Origin of the sequence: Halobaculum sp. XH14 (assembly GCF_032116555.1) — an archaeon.
In the GTDB taxonomy this organism is placed as follows: Archaea; Halobacteriota; Halobacteria; order Halobacteriales; family Haloferacaceae; genus Halorarum; species Halorarum halobium.
Genome location: NZ_CP134950.1, coordinates 102,407 through 118,086, shown reverse-complemented (window position 1 = coordinate 118,086; position 15,680 = coordinate 102,407). Strand labels below are relative to the sequence as shown.

The window sequence follows — 15,680 nt, the reverse complement described above, 5'->3', positions numbered from 1 at the left end:
TCAGCGCCCCGGAAGTGTTTGTGGAAAATGGATGGAAAGCCCCAAATTCGCGTTCCACGCCCTTCGCAGCCGTGTCACACAGATTCCCTGAACTCCGGAAGCAACACACTGCCGATTATCGGGTGAGCGTACGTTGGCGTGCCTATGCTGGAGGACGATAGATAGAAAATGCCATTCACATTCGATTTCCTTGATGATGGCCGTGTCCTCGAATGGGAGACGACGGCTGACGGCGCCGTCGCGACCGAACGCGAAGACTACTCGCCGCGCTTCTACGTCGCATCCCGCGCACCAGATGACGAGATCGACCTCACGAGACTCCGCAGCGTGTACGAACGGCACCCGGACGTCGTCGCGACCGATATCGTCGCCCGGCGGCCAGGCTTCCGTCGCGACGACGAGGACGTCCTCGCCGTCGACGTTGTCCACATCGATCGGATCACCTCGCTGGCTCGACAGGCACGCCAGCTGTCCGAGTACCCTGTGGGGGATCTCGCCTGCTTCAATGTCGATCTCTCGCGGGAGTTTCGGTACTGTCTCGAGAACGATGTAGATCCGACGCCAACGAGCGATCTCTCGACGCTGCGACTCGACGTCCCACTCACAGAGACAACAGGCGATGCGTATACCGAACTTGCCGTCGGCGGCGAGACGGTCACGGGCCCGCCAGCAGATATCCTGACGACAGTCCAAGCTGCGCTTGACGACCACGATCCGGACGTCCTCGTCTGCTCGACGAGCGAGATCGTCCCGACCCTGTACGAGATGGCTGCCAGCAATGGCGCCGACAATTTCTCGTTGAGCCGGACCCCAGAGGGCGATTTCCAGCAGCTCGCGAGCCGCTCGACCTACGCGAGCTACGGCCGCGTCGGGCACTCGCCGGCGCGCTACAACGTGCCCGGAAGAGCAATCATCGACCGATCGAACACGTTCTTCTTTGGCGAGACCAACATCGACGGCGTCCTCGACCTGGTCTCGCGGTCGCGCAAGCCGATACAGGAGGCAGCCTGGGCGTCGATCGGCAACATCCTCACAGCCATCCAGATCTGTGAAGCCCACGAACGCGGCGTCCTCGTCCCGTGGCACTCCTGGCGCCACGAGAAATTCAAATCAACAGGGGTGCTCCACGATGCCGATCGTGGTGGGTTCATCTTCGCACCTGAGGTCGGACTCCACGAGGATGTCCACGAACTCGATTTCTCCTCGTTGTATCCGAACATCATCTGCACGCACAACGTCTCGCCGGACGTGATTCGCTGCGAGTGCCATCGCGACCGCGAGGACGTCCCCGGACTCGGGTACTCGATCTGTGACGACCGGGGCTACCTCGTCGACGTCCTCCAGCCGATCATCGATGCGCGCGACGAGATCAAAGCCGCCATCCGTCGCGAACAAGAGCGTGACGAGCCTGATGAGGAGCGCCTCGACGAACTCGAAGGGCGGTCGGGGGCGCTGAAGTGGATCCTCGTCGCCTGCTTTGGGTACCAAGGCTTTAACAACGCCAAATACGGGCGCATCGAGTGCCACGAGGCAATCAATGCGTTCGCGCGCGAGATTTTGTTGACGGCGAAGCAACGCCTCGAAGCCGGCGGCTGGCGTGTCGTCCACGGCATCGTCGACTCCATCTGGGTGACCCCAAACCCCGACGTCGACGACGAGGACCGCGAGTCCCTCGAGGCCCTCGCGACCGAGATCACCGAAGCAGTCGACATCCGCCTCGAGTATGAATCGCACTATGACTGGGTGGCGTTCGTCCCACAACGCGAGAGCGACGCCGGCGCACTAACGAAGTATTTCGGAAAGGTCGTCGATGAGGACGAGTTCAAGATCAGAGGCATCGAAGCCCGCCAGCGGTCGACGCCACCATTTATTGAGGACGTCCAGCGAGAATGCCTCGATCGCCTCGATACGACGCAGTCACCAGAGGCAGTCCTCAGCTGTCTCGACCGTGCAGTCTCGAAACTCCATGCCGGTGAGGTAGCGGTGGAGCGACTCGTCGAACGGAATCGTGTCTCCAAACCACTCGACGGCTATACCCAGAACACACAGAACGTCGCAGCGCTGAAACGGGCTCGCGACCAGGACCTCGCTGTCCATCCCGGGCAAGATATTGAGTACGTCGTGGTTGATGACGAGAAATCCTCACGGGAACGCGTCGTACTCGCCCACGAAGAGGTCGAAACATACGATCCATCGTATTACGAGACACAACTCGTCCGCGCTGTCGAAAGCGTCCTCTCGCCCTTGGGTTGGGATCAGACGGATATTCGACGGAGTCTCGCCGAGACACGAGAGGTAGAGTTGACCGATTTTACAATGACCTGGAATGGATGACCTTGTTCTGAGATGCCGATAGCGGCTCTTTACCACCATATTTCGGTTTTATCGATAGATGGACCCATGAGATACATGGGTCAATGGACGGAGATCGTCTTCGGTGAGAAAAAACCACAAGTGGGCGACAACGTCGACACCCCCCGGAGTGTGAATGGTGGAGTGATATGTATTCATATTGTGAATCTCTTTCTCTAAGCCGAATCCATTCACACTGAGGGGGGAGTACCCTGGATCAGTTACACCCCCCTCAGTGTGAATGGGATTTGAAATCAATCACACCGTGGGTGGACAACCTATATGTGAATGGGATGAATTGGTCCGGCTATGCCAAACAACGAATCCACGCAAACGACCGTCGACGAGATCTTGAATGTCGACGAGGACAACGAAGAAGACGAATCGAATATTTTTGAAAAACCGTGGCTGCTCGAAATCGATAACGTACCAGACGCCAACCGGATCGTCGGCCGTGACGACCACATCACGTTCTTGGCGAAGAATCTCCGGAAAATGCGGACGAACAGCGTTCCGGACAACGTTCTAGAGTGGGGTGAAACCGGGACAGGGAAGACACTAGTTGCAAGGCACGTCTGTGAGCGCCTCGAAGCAGCAACGGACGGGACGGATTCGCCCATCGTTACAGCCTACATTAACCCGGACCCGATTTCTACGTATACCTCCACCTTCCGAAAGATTGCAGAACAGGTGAACGCCAAAGCGGAAAACCCGCTTGAAGTTCCCTATCAGGGCCTTTCAGCAGAACACTACCGGGATCAGAAGTTGTGGCCCGTCGTTCAGCGGGAATTCTCGGGTGGGCTCGTCGTCATTATCGACGAAATCGACAAGCACGGCGAGGTCAACGAAGTACTCTACACGCTTTCACGGACACAATCGAAAGACGACGTGGATTTCCCAGTCCTCACGATCGGGATTTCAAACGACATCGAATTCAAAGGCGAAATCGAGTCCCGGGTGCAATCCACACTCCAACCGGAACACCGAACGTTCACGCCGTACGAAGAAGATCAGCTTATCGCGATCCTCGAGAATCGCCGCGACGCGTTTTACGACGGAGTCCTCGATGACGAAGTGATACCAACAACAGCCGAACTCGCAGCTGAAGAACACGGAGACGCTCGACGCGCAGTTCGATTGTTCCGCAATGCGGGTGAAATTGCCGACGAGGAAGGAGACGACATCGTGACCGCTGAGCACGTCCACGAGGCCGACGAACTCGTCGAGGTCGAACTCTTTATGGAAATGGTGAAAGGGACGCCGTTGTCCGGGAAGTTACTCCTCTTTGCACTCACACGACTTGATCGGAACAACCCGGAGAAGGAGTGGTTCCGTACGTCCGAGATCCACGAGGTGTACCAAACAGTCGCAAGAGATGTTGAAGTGGAGCCGAAGGGGTACAATCGCGCACTTGAACTCCTGAACAAACACGTGACGACTGGCGTTCTCGAATCCAAGAAGAAGGAAGGCGGCGATCAAGGAAAGTTCAGATCGTACTCACTCCAGGGTGACGTCGAGAGCACTCGAACTGGGCTGATCAATTCGACACCGGAGCTCCAGACGTTGATGGGATGGTGACACCCCCACCCCTCGGTGTGAATGGTATGGCATAGGGGATGGCAGCTGTTTAGATGACGCTGGTGTCGTTGGAGAGCCGTTAGCAGTCTCGTGAGGTTGAAACAACCCGTAGAGCGGGTAATACGGTAAAATTGGCTGTTTGCAGTGGTTGGCTAGTGTGTCGCACCGCAGTAATAGATAATTTTAATACACACGAGTCTAAACAGTCCTCCGAGTAGTATCCTGTTTAAAGGCAAGGCACTTGTGCCGAAGCCGACGCGCCAGCGCGGAGGCGGAGGGGCGTCCGCGCTGGTCGGGTTCCGCTATTAGGAGCAGCTTAATCGTGGTGCCCCACGTGGTGGGACCATTCACACTGAGGGGTGTGGGGGTGGGATATCCGCCAAACCGTTTCGCTGGCACCGCTTTGCCTCGTCTTCCAATGACGAAATGGAACGCCGTGTTGAGGAGGGTGGCTGCCCATTCACACCGAGGGGTGTCGGACTGACGGGTCCCATTCACACTCCGGGGGGACCCCTTTCGTCCACGACATTCTGCAGCCATCGCCAATCGGGTACTGGGCTATCGAATACCAGCCGACTTCGCCAGCGAACGTCAGGTCACAGGTGTCCGCTCAGAGGGTGGCAACACACTCGACGAGCTCGTCTTCAGTAGTCCACCGGCATAACCGACCGCCATCGTCCAACATCTCAAAAATCGCCGTCTGCATACCACTATACGGATTCTCACTCGTCACTCCGGTCTCAACGTCCTCCAGGTCGAGTGGTTCGTATTCGCGCTTGAATACGTGCGTTTTCGCGAAATATTCCTCCAGGGCCGTGAAATACCCCTGTTCGACCAGAAATCCTCCCTGGGCGTGTTCGGCGACACCGACGATCGTATCCGTATAATCAGCGAGCAGACGGAACTTGAGATAGGTATTCGTCCACTCACTTCTGATGTCGACCATCAAAAATGCATACGCGCCGGCCCGCCGATTGAGGCGATCTTTCACGAGTTGGAGACGGCGAATCTCGGGTTGACCATAGCTGCCGAGGACAAAGTACGAATGCTCAGCCGAGAAGATCGGCGTGAGCTCCGCAACACTCTGTTTCAGCGCTTCGTACTCCGCCGGCGTGAGTGAGGTCTCGTGAAGATACTCCTCGGCCTTCGCAGCGAGTTCATCAACAGTGACTGGATCCTCACTCATCTACCCGTGCATACTCGGATAGCGTGCTTTAATGTGGCGACCTCATCATAGACCGATTCGCTCCTACCCGATTCGTATTAGGGCGAAACGCTTTTGCACGCACCACCCGAACAACGAAGTAATGAGTACCTCCGATCAGCCGCCAAGCGATCTCGATTCCGTACGGGAGCGACTCAACGTCGTCACCCAGGAGACGCGGTTCGCGCTCCTCCAGGACATCCTCGGGCATCCGTCGGAACTACCGACGCTGAAGGAACTCGACTACGTCAACCCGAGCAAGAGCCAGACGACGATTCGCCAGCACCTCCAGCAGCTCGTCGACGCCGGCGTCGTCGAGGAGGTGCTCTTGCCCGAGGACCGCCGGCAGAACGACCTCCCGTACAAGTTCTACGGGATCAGTGAGAGCGGCCGGCAGTTCCTCGAGGACCACAAGCTCCTCCGCGCACAAGACACGCTTCGAGAAATCTACGACCGGGTCGAGAAGACCGACGACATCAAACGGTACGAGACTGCCCCGCGACCCGAGCGCTGACACTCCTTCTTCACTTCGTCCCGTCGCCACGGCTGTGGTCTGTCCCGCTACTGCGAACGGAGTCGATCGCCGCCTTCTGAGGCTCATGGATACAGACGGAAGTCTCTCATTCCGTCATTTCGGACGCAGTCGGGTATTGTGCAGCAGGGCATCACTGGTGCTGTCCTAGTTCACGAGTGCTTCGTTGCTCAGACGGCCCGTTCGGTCAGAAAGCCTATATCAGTATAGTATAGCGTCCGTAGTATGCCCGAATGCCAGAACTGCGGGTCCTTCGTTACTGCACAGTATGCTCGTGTGTTTACCCCGGATAATGTCGATACGCCACGGGTGTGTCCGTACTGTCCGGACAAACTCCGCGACGGTGCCGACGTCCGCTCTGCGCGGTCAAACCGGCGCTCTGCGTAACGTAGGGTGTGATTCCCTGATTTGATTTCGTCTTAGTGAGCGAACACATTGCTATCGGGCGGGTGGCCCCGATCGGTTCAGTCGCCCGGCTTGACTGGACCTTTGTATTTGGAGGTTACCGTTTCGCCCTCTCGCCACTGCCAGTAGTAGTAGCGGTTATCGTTGATTTCCTTGATCGTGATCGTTGCCTTGGTAAGGACGTCGTCCGGGAGATCGGGTGGGCGCTCTTCGTCCTCGTCGTCGTTGTCCGACTCGAGACGGTCCGTTCGCTCTTTGTACTCGGCCAACGCTTCCGCATAGCGTGATACGTGGCGGAGTTGGTCTGAGGAGTATTCGTTGAGGGTGTCGACGATGTCCGCCGGAAGGTCTGCCGGCGGCGTCGGTGGCTCGTAGGACATTGGGACCCTTCGTATTAACCAACACAACTCGCCAGAGCCATAGATTGTTGGTTAATCACCGGCCTCCCTCAATTCCGATGGTACGTTGTGAGATACTGTTCGATGAGGGTAGAAACCGCGTGGCTGAATCGATCAATCTCGTGAGCGAGAATCTTGAACTCGAGGATGGAAGAGTGAGGGTGGATCTGCCACGAAGACGGATATGAGTGAATGAAAAAGCTGTACTCGCCGTAGAAGTCATCGAGGCGGGAGGGAAGCTCGTGGTGCCAGAGCGAATCCAAGTAACCGATGACGTGATTGTTGGATGGGAACGGCGGTACGAGGTAGTTGGCTTTGATGTCAAGTAGTTCGTCGGTGAGAGTATCGATGAACTCCTCGTCAAGCTGGCCAAGCCGTCGCCCCTCTTTCAGTGATCGGACGACATTCTGTATCGTGCGGCGAACGCCAGGCTTGAGATGGGCAGGGTTGACAGGAGTCACGAACGATTCGACCGACTCGGTGGTCTCTACTTCGAGTCCTGCCAGCGCGATGTAGAGCGGGTAGGAGAGGTTCGTCTTGAGCACTTCGGTGATGGTACCCTTGGTGATGCCGTACTTGTCGTCGTAGCTGAGTCGTGACCGGGTACTGTGGTCGTAGAGACGGTCCCGGAGCTGACTGCGCTGTGTCTCAAAACTCGGAGTCTGTCGACCTCTAACCCAGTCATACCATTGCTGATTAGCGGACAAGAATGGACGTGGCGGGGTATGCGCCGGTACTGAGGAGTCATCGTAGATGGTAGCGTACTCTGCGTTGATGAACAGGAGATCGTCGAACACCGACCAGCTCAAATTCTCCAAGAGCTTCCGTAGTTCTCGGTAGCACGGCGGGATCGAACCGCGGTCTGCAAGCACATCGATATTGGTGATGATGCTTTCCATCTCCAGCAGGTAGAGATGCACTGCGGGGAAGGTATTGAACCGTTGCCACGTCGTCCGCCGCCAGTACGTTTGGAGTTCGTCACGCCATTCGTCGATCTTGGAGAGCAACGTCTCCGTCGTCTTTGTGATCGAGTCCTTCTCCGATTCAACTCGCGCTTTGACAGCCTCCTGCACCTGCTTTCTCGACGCAATTGAATCCGATTGCGATTTGCTGGCCACTTCCGAGACCGGGTATTTTGAGCCGTGGAGATAGTGGTATTTCTCCTCTAGCGTCGCTTCGTCTGTCTCTGCGAACGAGTCGAGAAAGGCATCGAACTTGGAGCTATCCAGTCCATGGATTTGGAGCCCATAGTACGGCTGGGGGCGTGATGAGGACCGGTCAACAATTCGGAGCTGGAGGAAGTCCAGCCCCATCTCATCAAGTGCCTCATTATATCGCTCTGTGACTTCGAGCGCCGTCTTGTACTGGTTCTCGGGATCATTCGGATAGGCTTCGGGCACTTCGTGCAGTACCTTCGAGAAGAACGCGTCGACGAGATGGTTCGGGAAGTCCACATAGTGGTTCCGGACGTTGCCCTCGATCGTGAAATACTGGTTTTCGCTCGCATCGGGCGAAGGTCCGGACGTCTGCGTTAAATACGGCCAATCCATAACGAGAGCTACCTCTACAATTGCCCATTGTAGACTCGATATTTAATCTCTGTCAGTGATTGAGAGTACCGGTGAAGTTCGGTGGACTTGGTGGTGCCCTACACGGTACTTGCAATGCCAGTGAAGTACCCATGGGCCATATCTAGCTGGTCCCGATCAACCTCATCGGCTTCGGCCCGGAAATGGAGAAGCGCGTTCCGCGTCTCGCGAATATCTTCAAGCAGGCTTTCGACCATATCGCGTTCCTGTGAGAGGCGTGGTGGCAGGTGATCGAGGTTTCGCATTATGAACATCCGATAGTCATCGAACGAGAAGTCTTCGGGGCAATCAGGCGTCTCATAGCTCTCGTCATGCTCAGCGCGATCGGCGAACGTCTCGTCGATAGCCTGGTCTAGGTCATCAAAGGATGCACGGAACAGGTGGCGGAGACTTTCCTCGATCTCGCCAATCTGGAGGAACGGTTCGACCTGATGTTCGAGGAAATAGAGGATATCGTAGCGGGTCAGGATCCCGTCCAGGCCATCTTGGTCGCCAATCAGGACATAGTCATCCTCGGCAAGCGTATCGAACAACTCGAAAATATCGTGGTCTCGGTCCACGAACTCGGGATTCGTATTCAGGGCGATTTTGACGGAGGTCTCCTCGACCCGCGGATCGTCCATTGACTTCACGTATTTTGCGACCGATTTGTACGTGACTGTACCCTCAACACCATCATCGCTCACCACTGGGAGCTGGTCAAAATCGTGTTCCAGCATGAGCGTCAAGGCATTCTGAATCGAGTCATCCAGATCGACAGTTACGGGCTCATCTGGTGTCGCGGCCGTTCTGTGGCTGAGAACGTCGGCCGCCGTGAAGAATTCCATAGCTCGACTAATGTCGTACGTGTCCTTCTACATTGGGGACATCCTGGAGAACGAACCGAACAAGTGGATTGCAGCGACGGGAGTAGACGACGTTCCGAGGTAGACGATATGCTCCGAAAAAACGGTCCCTCGGCGAAAAGGCCTCAAATCGATGTCTTTGGGAGTCGCCCGTCGGGCCGTGGAACACTGCCGCGCTTGATCTCGAGATCGACTCTCCGCAGATGCTTGCATCCTCCATCGGGTGCTCGCTGCTGCCAGTCGGGACAGGAACACGACTCACTGACGACGTCGACTTCGTATCGGTTTCCCGACCCGGATCGCACCTCATACCGACCGCCTTTTTCGAGCAACGAAATCGACATTTCCTCGGTGACGGCTCGCCTCGTTCGGGGATCGAGATCGTCGCTTTGAGAAGAAGACTCTGCGACGACCATCCGATCACGCATATCTCCTGTCTGGCCCCCGTCAGGCGTAGCGGCGTCAGGGCTCTGCAGCCGGTCAACCAGCCGGGCTTCGATCGGATGCCCCTCTCGCCACAGGTAGTGGACTTCGCGACGGTCTCGGTGGTCATAGGACCCGCAGGCGGCAGCGTCACCGGACCAGACGCGCCATGCGCCGAGTGCTCCCATCGCGTCGACGATGGTTCGAGGAACCGTCTCGTACTCGGCAGGATAGAAAATGCGGAACCGAGTGCACCCTTCTTGCGGCGGAATATGGTCCCACCACTCGACGGCGTCACTCCAGCTGTCGAACATCGCTTCGTCGCTCCCGTATCCGACGGTTACCCCGTCGAGTTGCAAGGCGTGAGGTCGTTCTCCGGTCTCGCCTTCGAGGAGTCGGAGGACAGCGTATCGGAGGTACTCGTGGGCCTGGTTGTCCGCCGATTGCGCGACTTGATTGTGCTGCTCTGCGACGCGCTCGGCTTCCTCGAGAACTGCCGTGAGATATCGATCAGTCATGGTTTGACGGAGGGTGAGATGCGCCTCCGCCCTTCGGCGGGCGCTGAAAAACTTAACCAACAAAGTGAGTGACCGACGAATCTGTTGGTTAAACCCGCGAAGTCAGCTGCTCAGCCTTCGAGAACGTCGATGAGTTCCTCTGCCGTCCGACTGATCCGCCCGAGTCGGTCGCGAACGACCTCGGAATCGTCCGACTCCCACGCAGCGAGGTAGAACGCCGACCCGCTAGTATCCAGTCCACAGTACCGCCCGACGACGTACGCGACGGCCTCGGCCTCGACTTCGCGTTTCGCTCGCTCGGTGTCGTCGTCGATGTCGAAGTGGAGCAGAGCGTGGGCGTACTCGTGAATTAGCGTCCGCGCGAGGTCGGCCTCGTTCTCCCGATCACGCACCTCGACGAGCGGCTGGACGTCGACGAGGCTCAGCTGCTCGCAGATGCCCTTCGCCTCGCCGTGGGTCCACTCCTCGGCTGGAACGATCCGCACCGTCACGCCGAGGTCATCAGCGGCGGCAGTCAACTGCTCGACGAGGTCGCCGGTGTCCCCGGTCGCTTCCGTGTCGAGATCAGGAAGCGGCTCGCCCTCGGTCTGGGAGACATCGAACACCGGCGCGGGCTTGAACCCGACCAGGCCCTCGGACCACTCCTCGGGCGGGGTCTCATCGTACTCACAGTCGCTGTCCTCGTGGTAGCTCGGGGAGTTCTCGCACTCCGGGCACTGCTTGGTGATGATCGGTGCCCAGATCCAGATGGCCGACTCACCCTCCGTGACGTGGCGATCGAACTCCTCCTGCCACGTCCGGTAGCCCGCCACCCGGCTCGCCTCGGGACACTGCCGCTTGATGAGGAGCGTGTTCCGGTAGGAATAGTCGTGAAAGCGACTCTGGACGTCAAGCCACTCCTGGAACTCCGCGCTGGCCTGCGCGTCGTCGACGCCGGCGACGAGGTCGTCGATCCACTGTTCGATGGTACTATGCATCTGATCGTGTCGGGTATCCGAATCACCGAAGCTAACCCGCGAATTGGCACTCGATAACATTATCACTCAATTCAGGCGACGCTCACGTCCGGATGAGCGCCCCGCACCCTTCGGGGGCCAAAAAACACATCGGCGGTTGCTCAATGGGGCGACTGAATAGCTAGCAGGGATTCGATTAGAGATGGAGACGTAGCCGTTGTTCTGGTGTTGAGCGTGATTTCACAACACCGCAGTCATATACTCAAGAATCAAATCGAATGCTATGTCGACACAACAGTTCCTCGTAATGGGGGATAATCACGGAAATACAGAAGCTCTGAGACGGGTAGCTGCTGAAACGGAAGATGAACGTTTCGACTTCATCATTCACGTGGGAGACTTCACAAATGCTCATAACGAAGGGGAAGATGCCGGTGTTGAACAGCTCCAAGCTGTAGAGCCATATCTTGAAACCCTCGCTAACCGCGCTGAAAACGGGCTTCTCTACGTCTATGGCAATCGAGATTACTACGGCGAGCTTGAATACGATCTGAGCGTTGGGACGCATATCCCCTCGGACGACGTCGTCACGGTTGGCGGGCAACAGTTCACCCAAGACCCGGAAGCGGTATCGAGCGACGGAATACTCGTCACTCATTGGGAAGAGACGGGAATGATTGACCATTTTCCCGGTCGTGCCTACTTCTGTGGCCATACGCATACGGGCCGATACAAGGAGCGGATGCTCAACTCGGCGTTTCTGTACCGTGACGACTCAAAGGCCGATTCAGCTATCTATGGTGGCTATTTCGTGGTGACCGTTGAGGACGAACCCCCGTTCGACATTGACCTCCGAAATATTGGGCGACTCGATACTACTGTCTGTCAACAACACCAGGAACGAGGGATTCTAATCGGCCCAGACTACCACAGCTGTATGTATTGCTGGCAGCCAATTCTACTGATGCGAGAGATGGCGAGCGCAGCGTTCTATGGTGTTACCACGGAGACGAATCGAGATTTCGCAGCAGAGGATGAACTGATTGAGTACGCAATCGGGCTATGGGAGTCTCCACCACCTGGATTTCAGGAGGAATTCGCTGAGTATCTATCAAGTGATCGGCCTGATCCACTCGGACCGCTCGTTCGGAATGATGACGGGAAATTCGTGCGTTGGGATTGACTGTTAAATACTGGGGGAGGTAACATCCCATCAGATGACCGAAACTGATGATTCACGAGTACTTGAATCGCTCCCAGACCAACCGCTTTCTGGTGAGATTGTCAATAGTTTGGCGGAGCATGATATGTTCGAGCAGGTTGTCGCGGTGCGTGGATACTACACGAACGACAGCCCGGTCGTAATTCAGTTATTACTGAATCTCCCGAATCGTGGATTGATCGCGGTCGACCATACGGGGGATAGATGGCAGATCGTGTGGGACTCGGCAAAGGATTTCGAGGCACCAGAAGATCTGTCTGATGACGAAGCCAGCCGCCGAGCATATCAGAAAGCCCATGAACGCCTTACTAAACTCGCTCCCGATATGGAGGCAGAGTACGGGAGCTACTTCGAGAATTCACTCTCTGAGGAGAATAAAATGGGCGAGGATCAGAGTTACACGCCGGCGGAAACGCCTGATGGACTTGTTACTGCTGACGATCTGGAGGAATAGCAATCCGAATCTCTTGACGTATCTGGTGAATCAGTCGTTTGCTCTTCCTCGAAGTGTCTGCCGATTCTGCGCGAAGTCAAGGGAAACAAGGTACTCGAGGAACTCGTCGAACTGCTCGACGTCGCTAGGCGTGTCGGTCGCAAGGTGACGTGCCCACTCGATAGCCCACTGGAAGGCGGGATCCGACCCGCCCTTGCCGTGTAGATACCACCAGCGAGCCGCTTTGAGAACCACTATGGGATTCGTCGGCGGCTGCTCACCGGCGAGCCCACGGGTGATAGACTCTATCTCGTCGGGGACATCGGCGGGATTGATCTTCTCTGATTGCGTGTTTGCGATATCGACTGGGATGTCGTCGATCGAGACGTTGTCGGGACTCTGTTGTTGACTCACTGGAAGTCACCTCTGAGAGCTTTCGAAGGAGCCCTCGCCCTCTCGGGGGGCACGAAAAACAGGTCGCAAAGTCACGCCGGCGGGAGGTAGACGCTCTGCTCACCGGCGATCTCCTCCAGGTTGTTTCGATGACGGTGGCTGAAGTAGCACTCGTAACTGCAGTATCCACAGATTGCGCCGGTATCGTATTCGGCGACGTACGGGCCGCGGCGAGTTCGCCAGACGTTCGTCCCGCACTCGGTACAGGCGGCGTCCTCGAGATCGGCAGGACTCGGACCCTCGTACTCGACGGTCAGCCCCTCGTCTTGCGGTGTCGATTCAGGCCAGACTCCGTGTTGCTGCCAGAACTCGCGGACCCGGGCGAGGCTGTGACGCACCGTCTTTCGGACAGTGACGTGGTCGGCGTCGCGACCGCTGTCGTCCCAGCCGTCGGCCGTCCAGAACTCGCCGAACTGTGCGCCGCGATGCAGCCCGTTCCAGTCGACGCCGACGATGTCGGCTGGTGGCTCGTCCGTGAGAGTCGGTCTGGTCAGCTGTCGAATGGCGTTGAGCTGCTTGGGCGGACTCCCGCCGAGGATGTGGACGCGTCGCCCTCTCCAATCGGCTGGGTCGGAGAACTCGTGGGCCAGGCGGTCGGCGTATCCCCGTGAATACCCGAGGACGAGGGTATTGGGTATCGCGTCGATCACCGCCCGCGACTTCGGAACGACGATGAGCTCGGCCTCGGGGTAGCTCGCTCGGATTTCGCGAGCGGCAGCGACGTGGGCGTCGACGGCATCTGGTTCGAAGATGTCGCCGATGACACCGACCTGTGGCTCGTGCTCGAAGAATCGATCGACGAAGCGTTCCAGGTCGGGATTGCGGAAGTCGTTATCGAGCATCCCCACAGGAATCTCGAGGTTTAGGTACTGGTCTGACTGATACCCACAGTCTTCTCGAAACCCGGGAAGAAATCCGAGGGCCAACGCATCAGCGACGAATGGAACTCGATGGAGGAACGCCACATGGTCCGCTTGTCTGGCGGCATCGATGTCGCTAGCCGTGCTGGAGTCTGGACTCAAATCGAAGGACATGACTGAACTCGCGAGGGGGGTGCTGGTCGCCCCGCACCCATTCAGGGGCCCGAAAAACGGAGTACTCTCACCGTTAACCAACACGAGGTGTTGGCTGACTCCGATTGTTGGTTAAGAATGATCGCTACTCCTCATCCTCACGCAGCTTTTCGGCCTTCCACTGGAGCCGACGCAGAATCTGCGTCCGATTCTGGTGGGCGTTTTCGTAGGCGACACACTCACGGAGTGTCTCCATATCGGGGATCGTCGCGATCCCGGCCTTGACCAGTCGGTAGTTCGGTGCTTCGAGGCGCTTCTCGGGTGGGAATTCGTCGTCAGCCCCGCTGTTGTCCGCTGATTTCTCCATCTCTATCGCCCTCCACCCCTGAAGGGGGAGAAAGACAGAACAGACGACTACGTCACCGTCACGGCGTCAGGCCATCGCGTCCTGGAACCGCTCACGGAGTGCGTCCTCACGCTCCTCGAACTGATTGACCTTCTCCTGTAGATCGTCGCTGACGCGCTCGATGCTCGCGAGTGCCCGCTCACCGGCGAGCGACGCCTGCGACCCGTCGTCGCCGTCCGCCTCCAGCTGCTCCTCGTAGGCGCGTTCAACCCGCTCGATGGTACCCTCAGGGTTGAACAGGATGTCGTTGGCCGTGCGGACGTAGCCGTCCAGCGACGCACCCTCCTTGCCCTGGAAGAAGTGAGTGAGCGCGTACGTCGCGCCGGAATGGAGCGTCCACATATCGATCTCGACGGGTGAGGCCGCGTTGGCCTCGGCATCGCTCGCAGCGCGCTCGGCCAGGTAGTCCGGGAAGCCCAGCAGACTGTAGAACTCCGTGACGGTGAACGGGAGCTCCGAGAAGTCGAGTTCGATGTCCTGGGCGTCACGGATGAACTCGAAGAGGTCGTCAGCCACGAGTTCGACCTGTGCGAGAATCTCTTCCCACCAGGTTCGGAAATTCCGCACGTCGCCGACGTGCTTGATGACCTCCTTGTCGGTGAGCGAGCGCATTGTATTCGAGCAGTACCCGTCCTGGGCGAATCCCTCCACGTAGACGGCGTGCTCGCCGAAGAAGTCGTAGCCCGACGTGACGCCCATCGTGATCGGGTCCGACCGGCCGGGGAGGCGCACCTCGAGGCCGTCGAACATGATGTCCATATGGACCTCGCCGCCGCCCCGGTAGCGACGAATCTCGCCGAACATCACGTCACCCAGCGGCGTTCCGTCGATAGTCTCCTCCCGAAGGACCTCCTCCAGAGGGCCGTAGACGTCGACCGGGTTGATGATCGAGTACGAGTCGGTCGGAATATGGAACAAGGAATCCGTTTCGGCGTCCTCCTCACGGGCCTGCTCTCGAGCGCGACTCGGCTCGACGAGCGCGTTGAACCGCTCCGTCTCGACCCACTCGTCGGTGTACGGATTCTTGTAGGCCACGGTTGACTCGACGGCCTGCGGGAGGTCGCGGATCGCCTCAGCGAAGCTCACGGTGTCTTTGCCGCCGTGACGCTGACGATACCACTCGGGTAGTTCGGTGTCGGTACGTCCATCGACGCCAGCGAAGATGGTTCTCGACTCTGGGTCTTTCATCGTAGTCACCCCGACGCAGGAACGCTCATCGACGGCTGCCTGCATCGTCTCGCGCCCTGCGCCCCTCTGCCGGGCGCAACAACAACACCACGTTAACCAACACTGACCTAGGAAGGGGCTGTCTGTTGGTTAATCGACCCACCGTCGGGAAACTGTCGCACTGTC

16 protein-coding genes are annotated in these 15,680 nt (G+C 57.8%); 6 read left to right on the top strand and 10 right to left on the bottom strand.

All coding sequences use genetic code 11. The annotated features are described in order from the left end of the window. Positions 1-168: 168 nt before the first annotated feature. Together RJT50_RS17540 and RJT50_RS17535 are read left to right on the top strand one after the other, a co-directional pair. Positions 169-2,334 (top strand): type B DNA-directed DNA polymerase, encoded by a 2,166-nt coding sequence (locus RJT50_RS17540; protein WP_310931031.1) that lies wholly within the window; start codon positions 169-171, stop codon positions 2,332-2,334. Positions 2,335-2,661: 327 nt separating this feature from the next. Next, positions 2,662-3,930 carry an orc1/cdc6 family replication initiation protein gene (locus RJT50_RS17535; protein WP_310931030.1) on the top strand — a complete coding sequence of 423 codons (1,269 nt, stop codon included), beginning with the start codon at positions 2,662-2,664 and terminating at the stop codon, positions 3,928-3,930. A gap of 610 nt (positions 3,931-4,540) precedes the next feature. Here the strand turns inward: RJT50_RS17535 and RJT50_RS17530 are convergent. Then, a complete protein-coding gene (locus RJT50_RS17530) occupies positions 4,541-5,116 on the bottom strand; it encodes a DUF8170 family protein (RefSeq protein ID WP_310931029.1) in 576 nt (191 codons plus the stop codon). A gap of 121 nt (positions 5,117-5,237) precedes the next feature. On the opposite strand from RJT50_RS17530, the gene RJT50_RS17525 reads away from it, so the two are divergent. Together RJT50_RS17525 and RJT50_RS18735 are read left to right on the top strand one after the other, a co-directional pair. Next, positions 5,238-5,648, top strand: coding sequence for a helix-turn-helix domain-containing protein (locus RJT50_RS17525; protein ID WP_310931028.1), 411 nt, complete (start codon positions 5,238-5,240; stop codon positions 5,646-5,648). 243 nt (positions 5,649-5,891) lie between these two features. Beyond that, positions 5,892-6,053 carry a DUF7563 family protein gene (locus RJT50_RS18735; protein WP_425499669.1) on the top strand — a complete coding sequence of 54 codons (162 nt, stop codon included), beginning with the start codon at positions 5,892-5,894 and terminating at the stop codon, positions 6,051-6,053. 77 nt (positions 6,054-6,130) lie between these two features. On the opposite strand, the gene RJT50_RS17520 is transcribed toward RJT50_RS18735, so the two are convergent. The 5 genes from RJT50_RS17520 to RJT50_RS17500 form a co-directional block, all read right to left on the bottom strand. Then, positions 6,131-6,451, bottom strand: coding sequence for a DUF6788 family protein (locus RJT50_RS17520; RefSeq protein ID WP_310931027.1), 321 nt, complete (start codon positions 6,449-6,451; stop codon positions 6,131-6,133). A gap of 68 nt (positions 6,452-6,519) precedes the next feature. Continuing rightward, the gene (locus tag RJT50_RS17515) at positions 6,520-7,923 is read right to left on the bottom strand and encodes a hypothetical protein (RefSeq protein ID WP_313696091.1); all 1,404 of its coding nucleotides are present in this window, start codon (positions 7,921-7,923) and stop codon (positions 6,520-6,522) included. Positions 7,924-8,117: 194 nt separating this feature from the next. Further along, the gene (locus RJT50_RS17510) at positions 8,118-8,885 is read right to left on the bottom strand and encodes a CBS domain-containing protein (RefSeq protein WP_310931025.1); all 768 of its coding nucleotides are present in this window, start codon (positions 8,883-8,885) and stop codon (positions 8,118-8,120) included. A gap of 143 nt (positions 8,886-9,028) precedes the next feature. After that, positions 9,029-9,844 (bottom strand): hypothetical protein, encoded by an 816-nt coding sequence (locus tag RJT50_RS17505; protein WP_310931024.1) that lies wholly within the window; start codon positions 9,842-9,844, stop codon positions 9,029-9,031. Between the two features lie 110 nt (positions 9,845-9,954). Continuing rightward, positions 9,955-10,881: an ArdC-like ssDNA-binding domain-containing protein gene (locus tag RJT50_RS17500; RefSeq protein WP_313696090.1), complete on the bottom strand. Its 927-nt coding sequence runs from the start codon at positions 10,879-10,881 to the stop codon at positions 9,955-9,957. 202 nt (positions 10,882-11,083) lie between these two features. On the opposite strand from RJT50_RS17500, the gene RJT50_RS17495 reads away from it, so the two are divergent. Next, positions 11,084-11,983: a metallophosphoesterase family protein gene (locus tag RJT50_RS17495; RefSeq protein ID WP_313696089.1), complete on the top strand. Its 900-nt coding sequence runs from the start codon at positions 11,084-11,086 to the stop codon at positions 11,981-11,983. A gap of 34 nt (positions 11,984-12,017) precedes the next feature. Next, positions 12,018-12,476, top strand: coding sequence for a DUF7964 domain-containing protein (locus RJT50_RS17490; RefSeq protein ID WP_313696088.1), 459 nt, complete (start codon positions 12,018-12,020; stop codon positions 12,474-12,476). Positions 12,477-12,506: 30 nt separating this feature from the next. On the opposite strand, the gene RJT50_RS17485 is transcribed toward RJT50_RS17490, so the two are convergent. From RJT50_RS17485 to RJT50_RS17470, 4 genes are all read right to left on the bottom strand, one after another. Continuing rightward, positions 12,507-12,869, bottom strand: a complete 363-nt coding sequence (locus RJT50_RS17485; RefSeq protein WP_313696087.1) for a DUF8013 domain-containing protein — start codon at positions 12,867-12,869, stop codon at positions 12,507-12,509. Positions 12,870-12,940: 71 nt separating this feature from the next. Then, entirely contained in the window at positions 12,941-13,942 is a 1,002-nt protein-coding gene (locus RJT50_RS17480) for a DUF6610 family protein (RefSeq protein ID WP_313696086.1), read from the bottom strand. Positions 13,943-14,066: 124 nt separating this feature from the next. After that, positions 14,067-14,288 carry a DUF8129 domain-containing protein gene (locus RJT50_RS17475; protein ID WP_313696085.1) on the bottom strand — a complete coding sequence of 74 codons (222 nt, stop codon included), beginning with the start codon at positions 14,286-14,288 and terminating at the stop codon, positions 14,067-14,069. A gap of 66 nt (positions 14,289-14,354) precedes the next feature. Continuing rightward, positions 14,355-15,560 (bottom strand): hypothetical protein, encoded by a 1,206-nt coding sequence (locus RJT50_RS17470; RefSeq protein ID WP_313696084.1) that lies wholly within the window; start codon positions 15,558-15,560, stop codon positions 14,355-14,357. Positions 15,561-15,680: the final 120 nt, after the last annotated feature.

Coding starts and splice junctions, on each gene's coding strand:
- RJT50_RS17540 (WP_310931031.1), top strand. CDS start 169: ATGCCATTCACATTCGATTTCCTTGATGATGGCCGTGTCCTCGAATGG.
- RJT50_RS17535 (WP_310931030.1), top strand. CDS start 2,662: ATGCCAAACAACGAATCCACGCAAACGACCGTCGACGAGATCTTGAAT.
- RJT50_RS17530 (WP_310931029.1), bottom strand. CDS start 5,116: ATGAGTGAGGATCCAGTCACTGTTGATGAACTCGCTGCGAAGGCCGAG.
- RJT50_RS17525 (WP_310931028.1), top strand. CDS start 5,238: ATGAGTACCTCCGATCAGCCGCCAAGCGATCTCGATTCCGTACGGGAG.
- RJT50_RS18735 (WP_425499669.1), top strand. CDS start 5,892: ATGCCCGAATGCCAGAACTGCGGGTCCTTCGTTACTGCACAGTATGCT.
- RJT50_RS17520 (WP_310931027.1), bottom strand. CDS start 6,451: ATGTCCTACGAGCCACCGACGCCGCCGGCAGACCTTCCGGCGGACATC.
- RJT50_RS17510 (WP_310931025.1), bottom strand. CDS start 8,885: ATGGAATTCTTCACGGCGGCCGACGTTCTCAGCCACAGAACGGCCGCG.
- RJT50_RS17505 (WP_310931024.1), bottom strand. CDS start 9,844: ATGACTGATCGATATCTCACGGCAGTTCTCGAGGAAGCCGAGCGCGTC.
- RJT50_RS17500 (WP_313696090.1), bottom strand. CDS start 10,881: ATGTTATCGAGTGCCAATTCGCGGGTTAGCTTCGGTGATTCGGATACC.
- RJT50_RS17495 (WP_313696089.1), top strand. CDS start 11,084: ATGTCGACACAACAGTTCCTCGTAATGGGGGATAATCACGGAAATACA.
- RJT50_RS17490 (WP_313696088.1), top strand. CDS start 12,018: ATGACCGAAACTGATGATTCACGAGTACTTGAATCGCTCCCAGACCAA.
- RJT50_RS17480 (WP_313696086.1), bottom strand. CDS start 13,942: ATGTCCTTCGATTTGAGTCCAGACTCCAGCACGGCTAGCGACATCGAT.
- RJT50_RS17475 (WP_313696085.1), bottom strand. CDS start 14,288: ATGGAGAAATCAGCGGACAACAGCGGGGCTGACGACGAATTCCCACCC.
- RJT50_RS17470 (WP_313696084.1), bottom strand. CDS start 15,560: ATGCAGGCAGCCGTCGATGAGCGTTCCTGCGTCGGGGTGACTACGATG.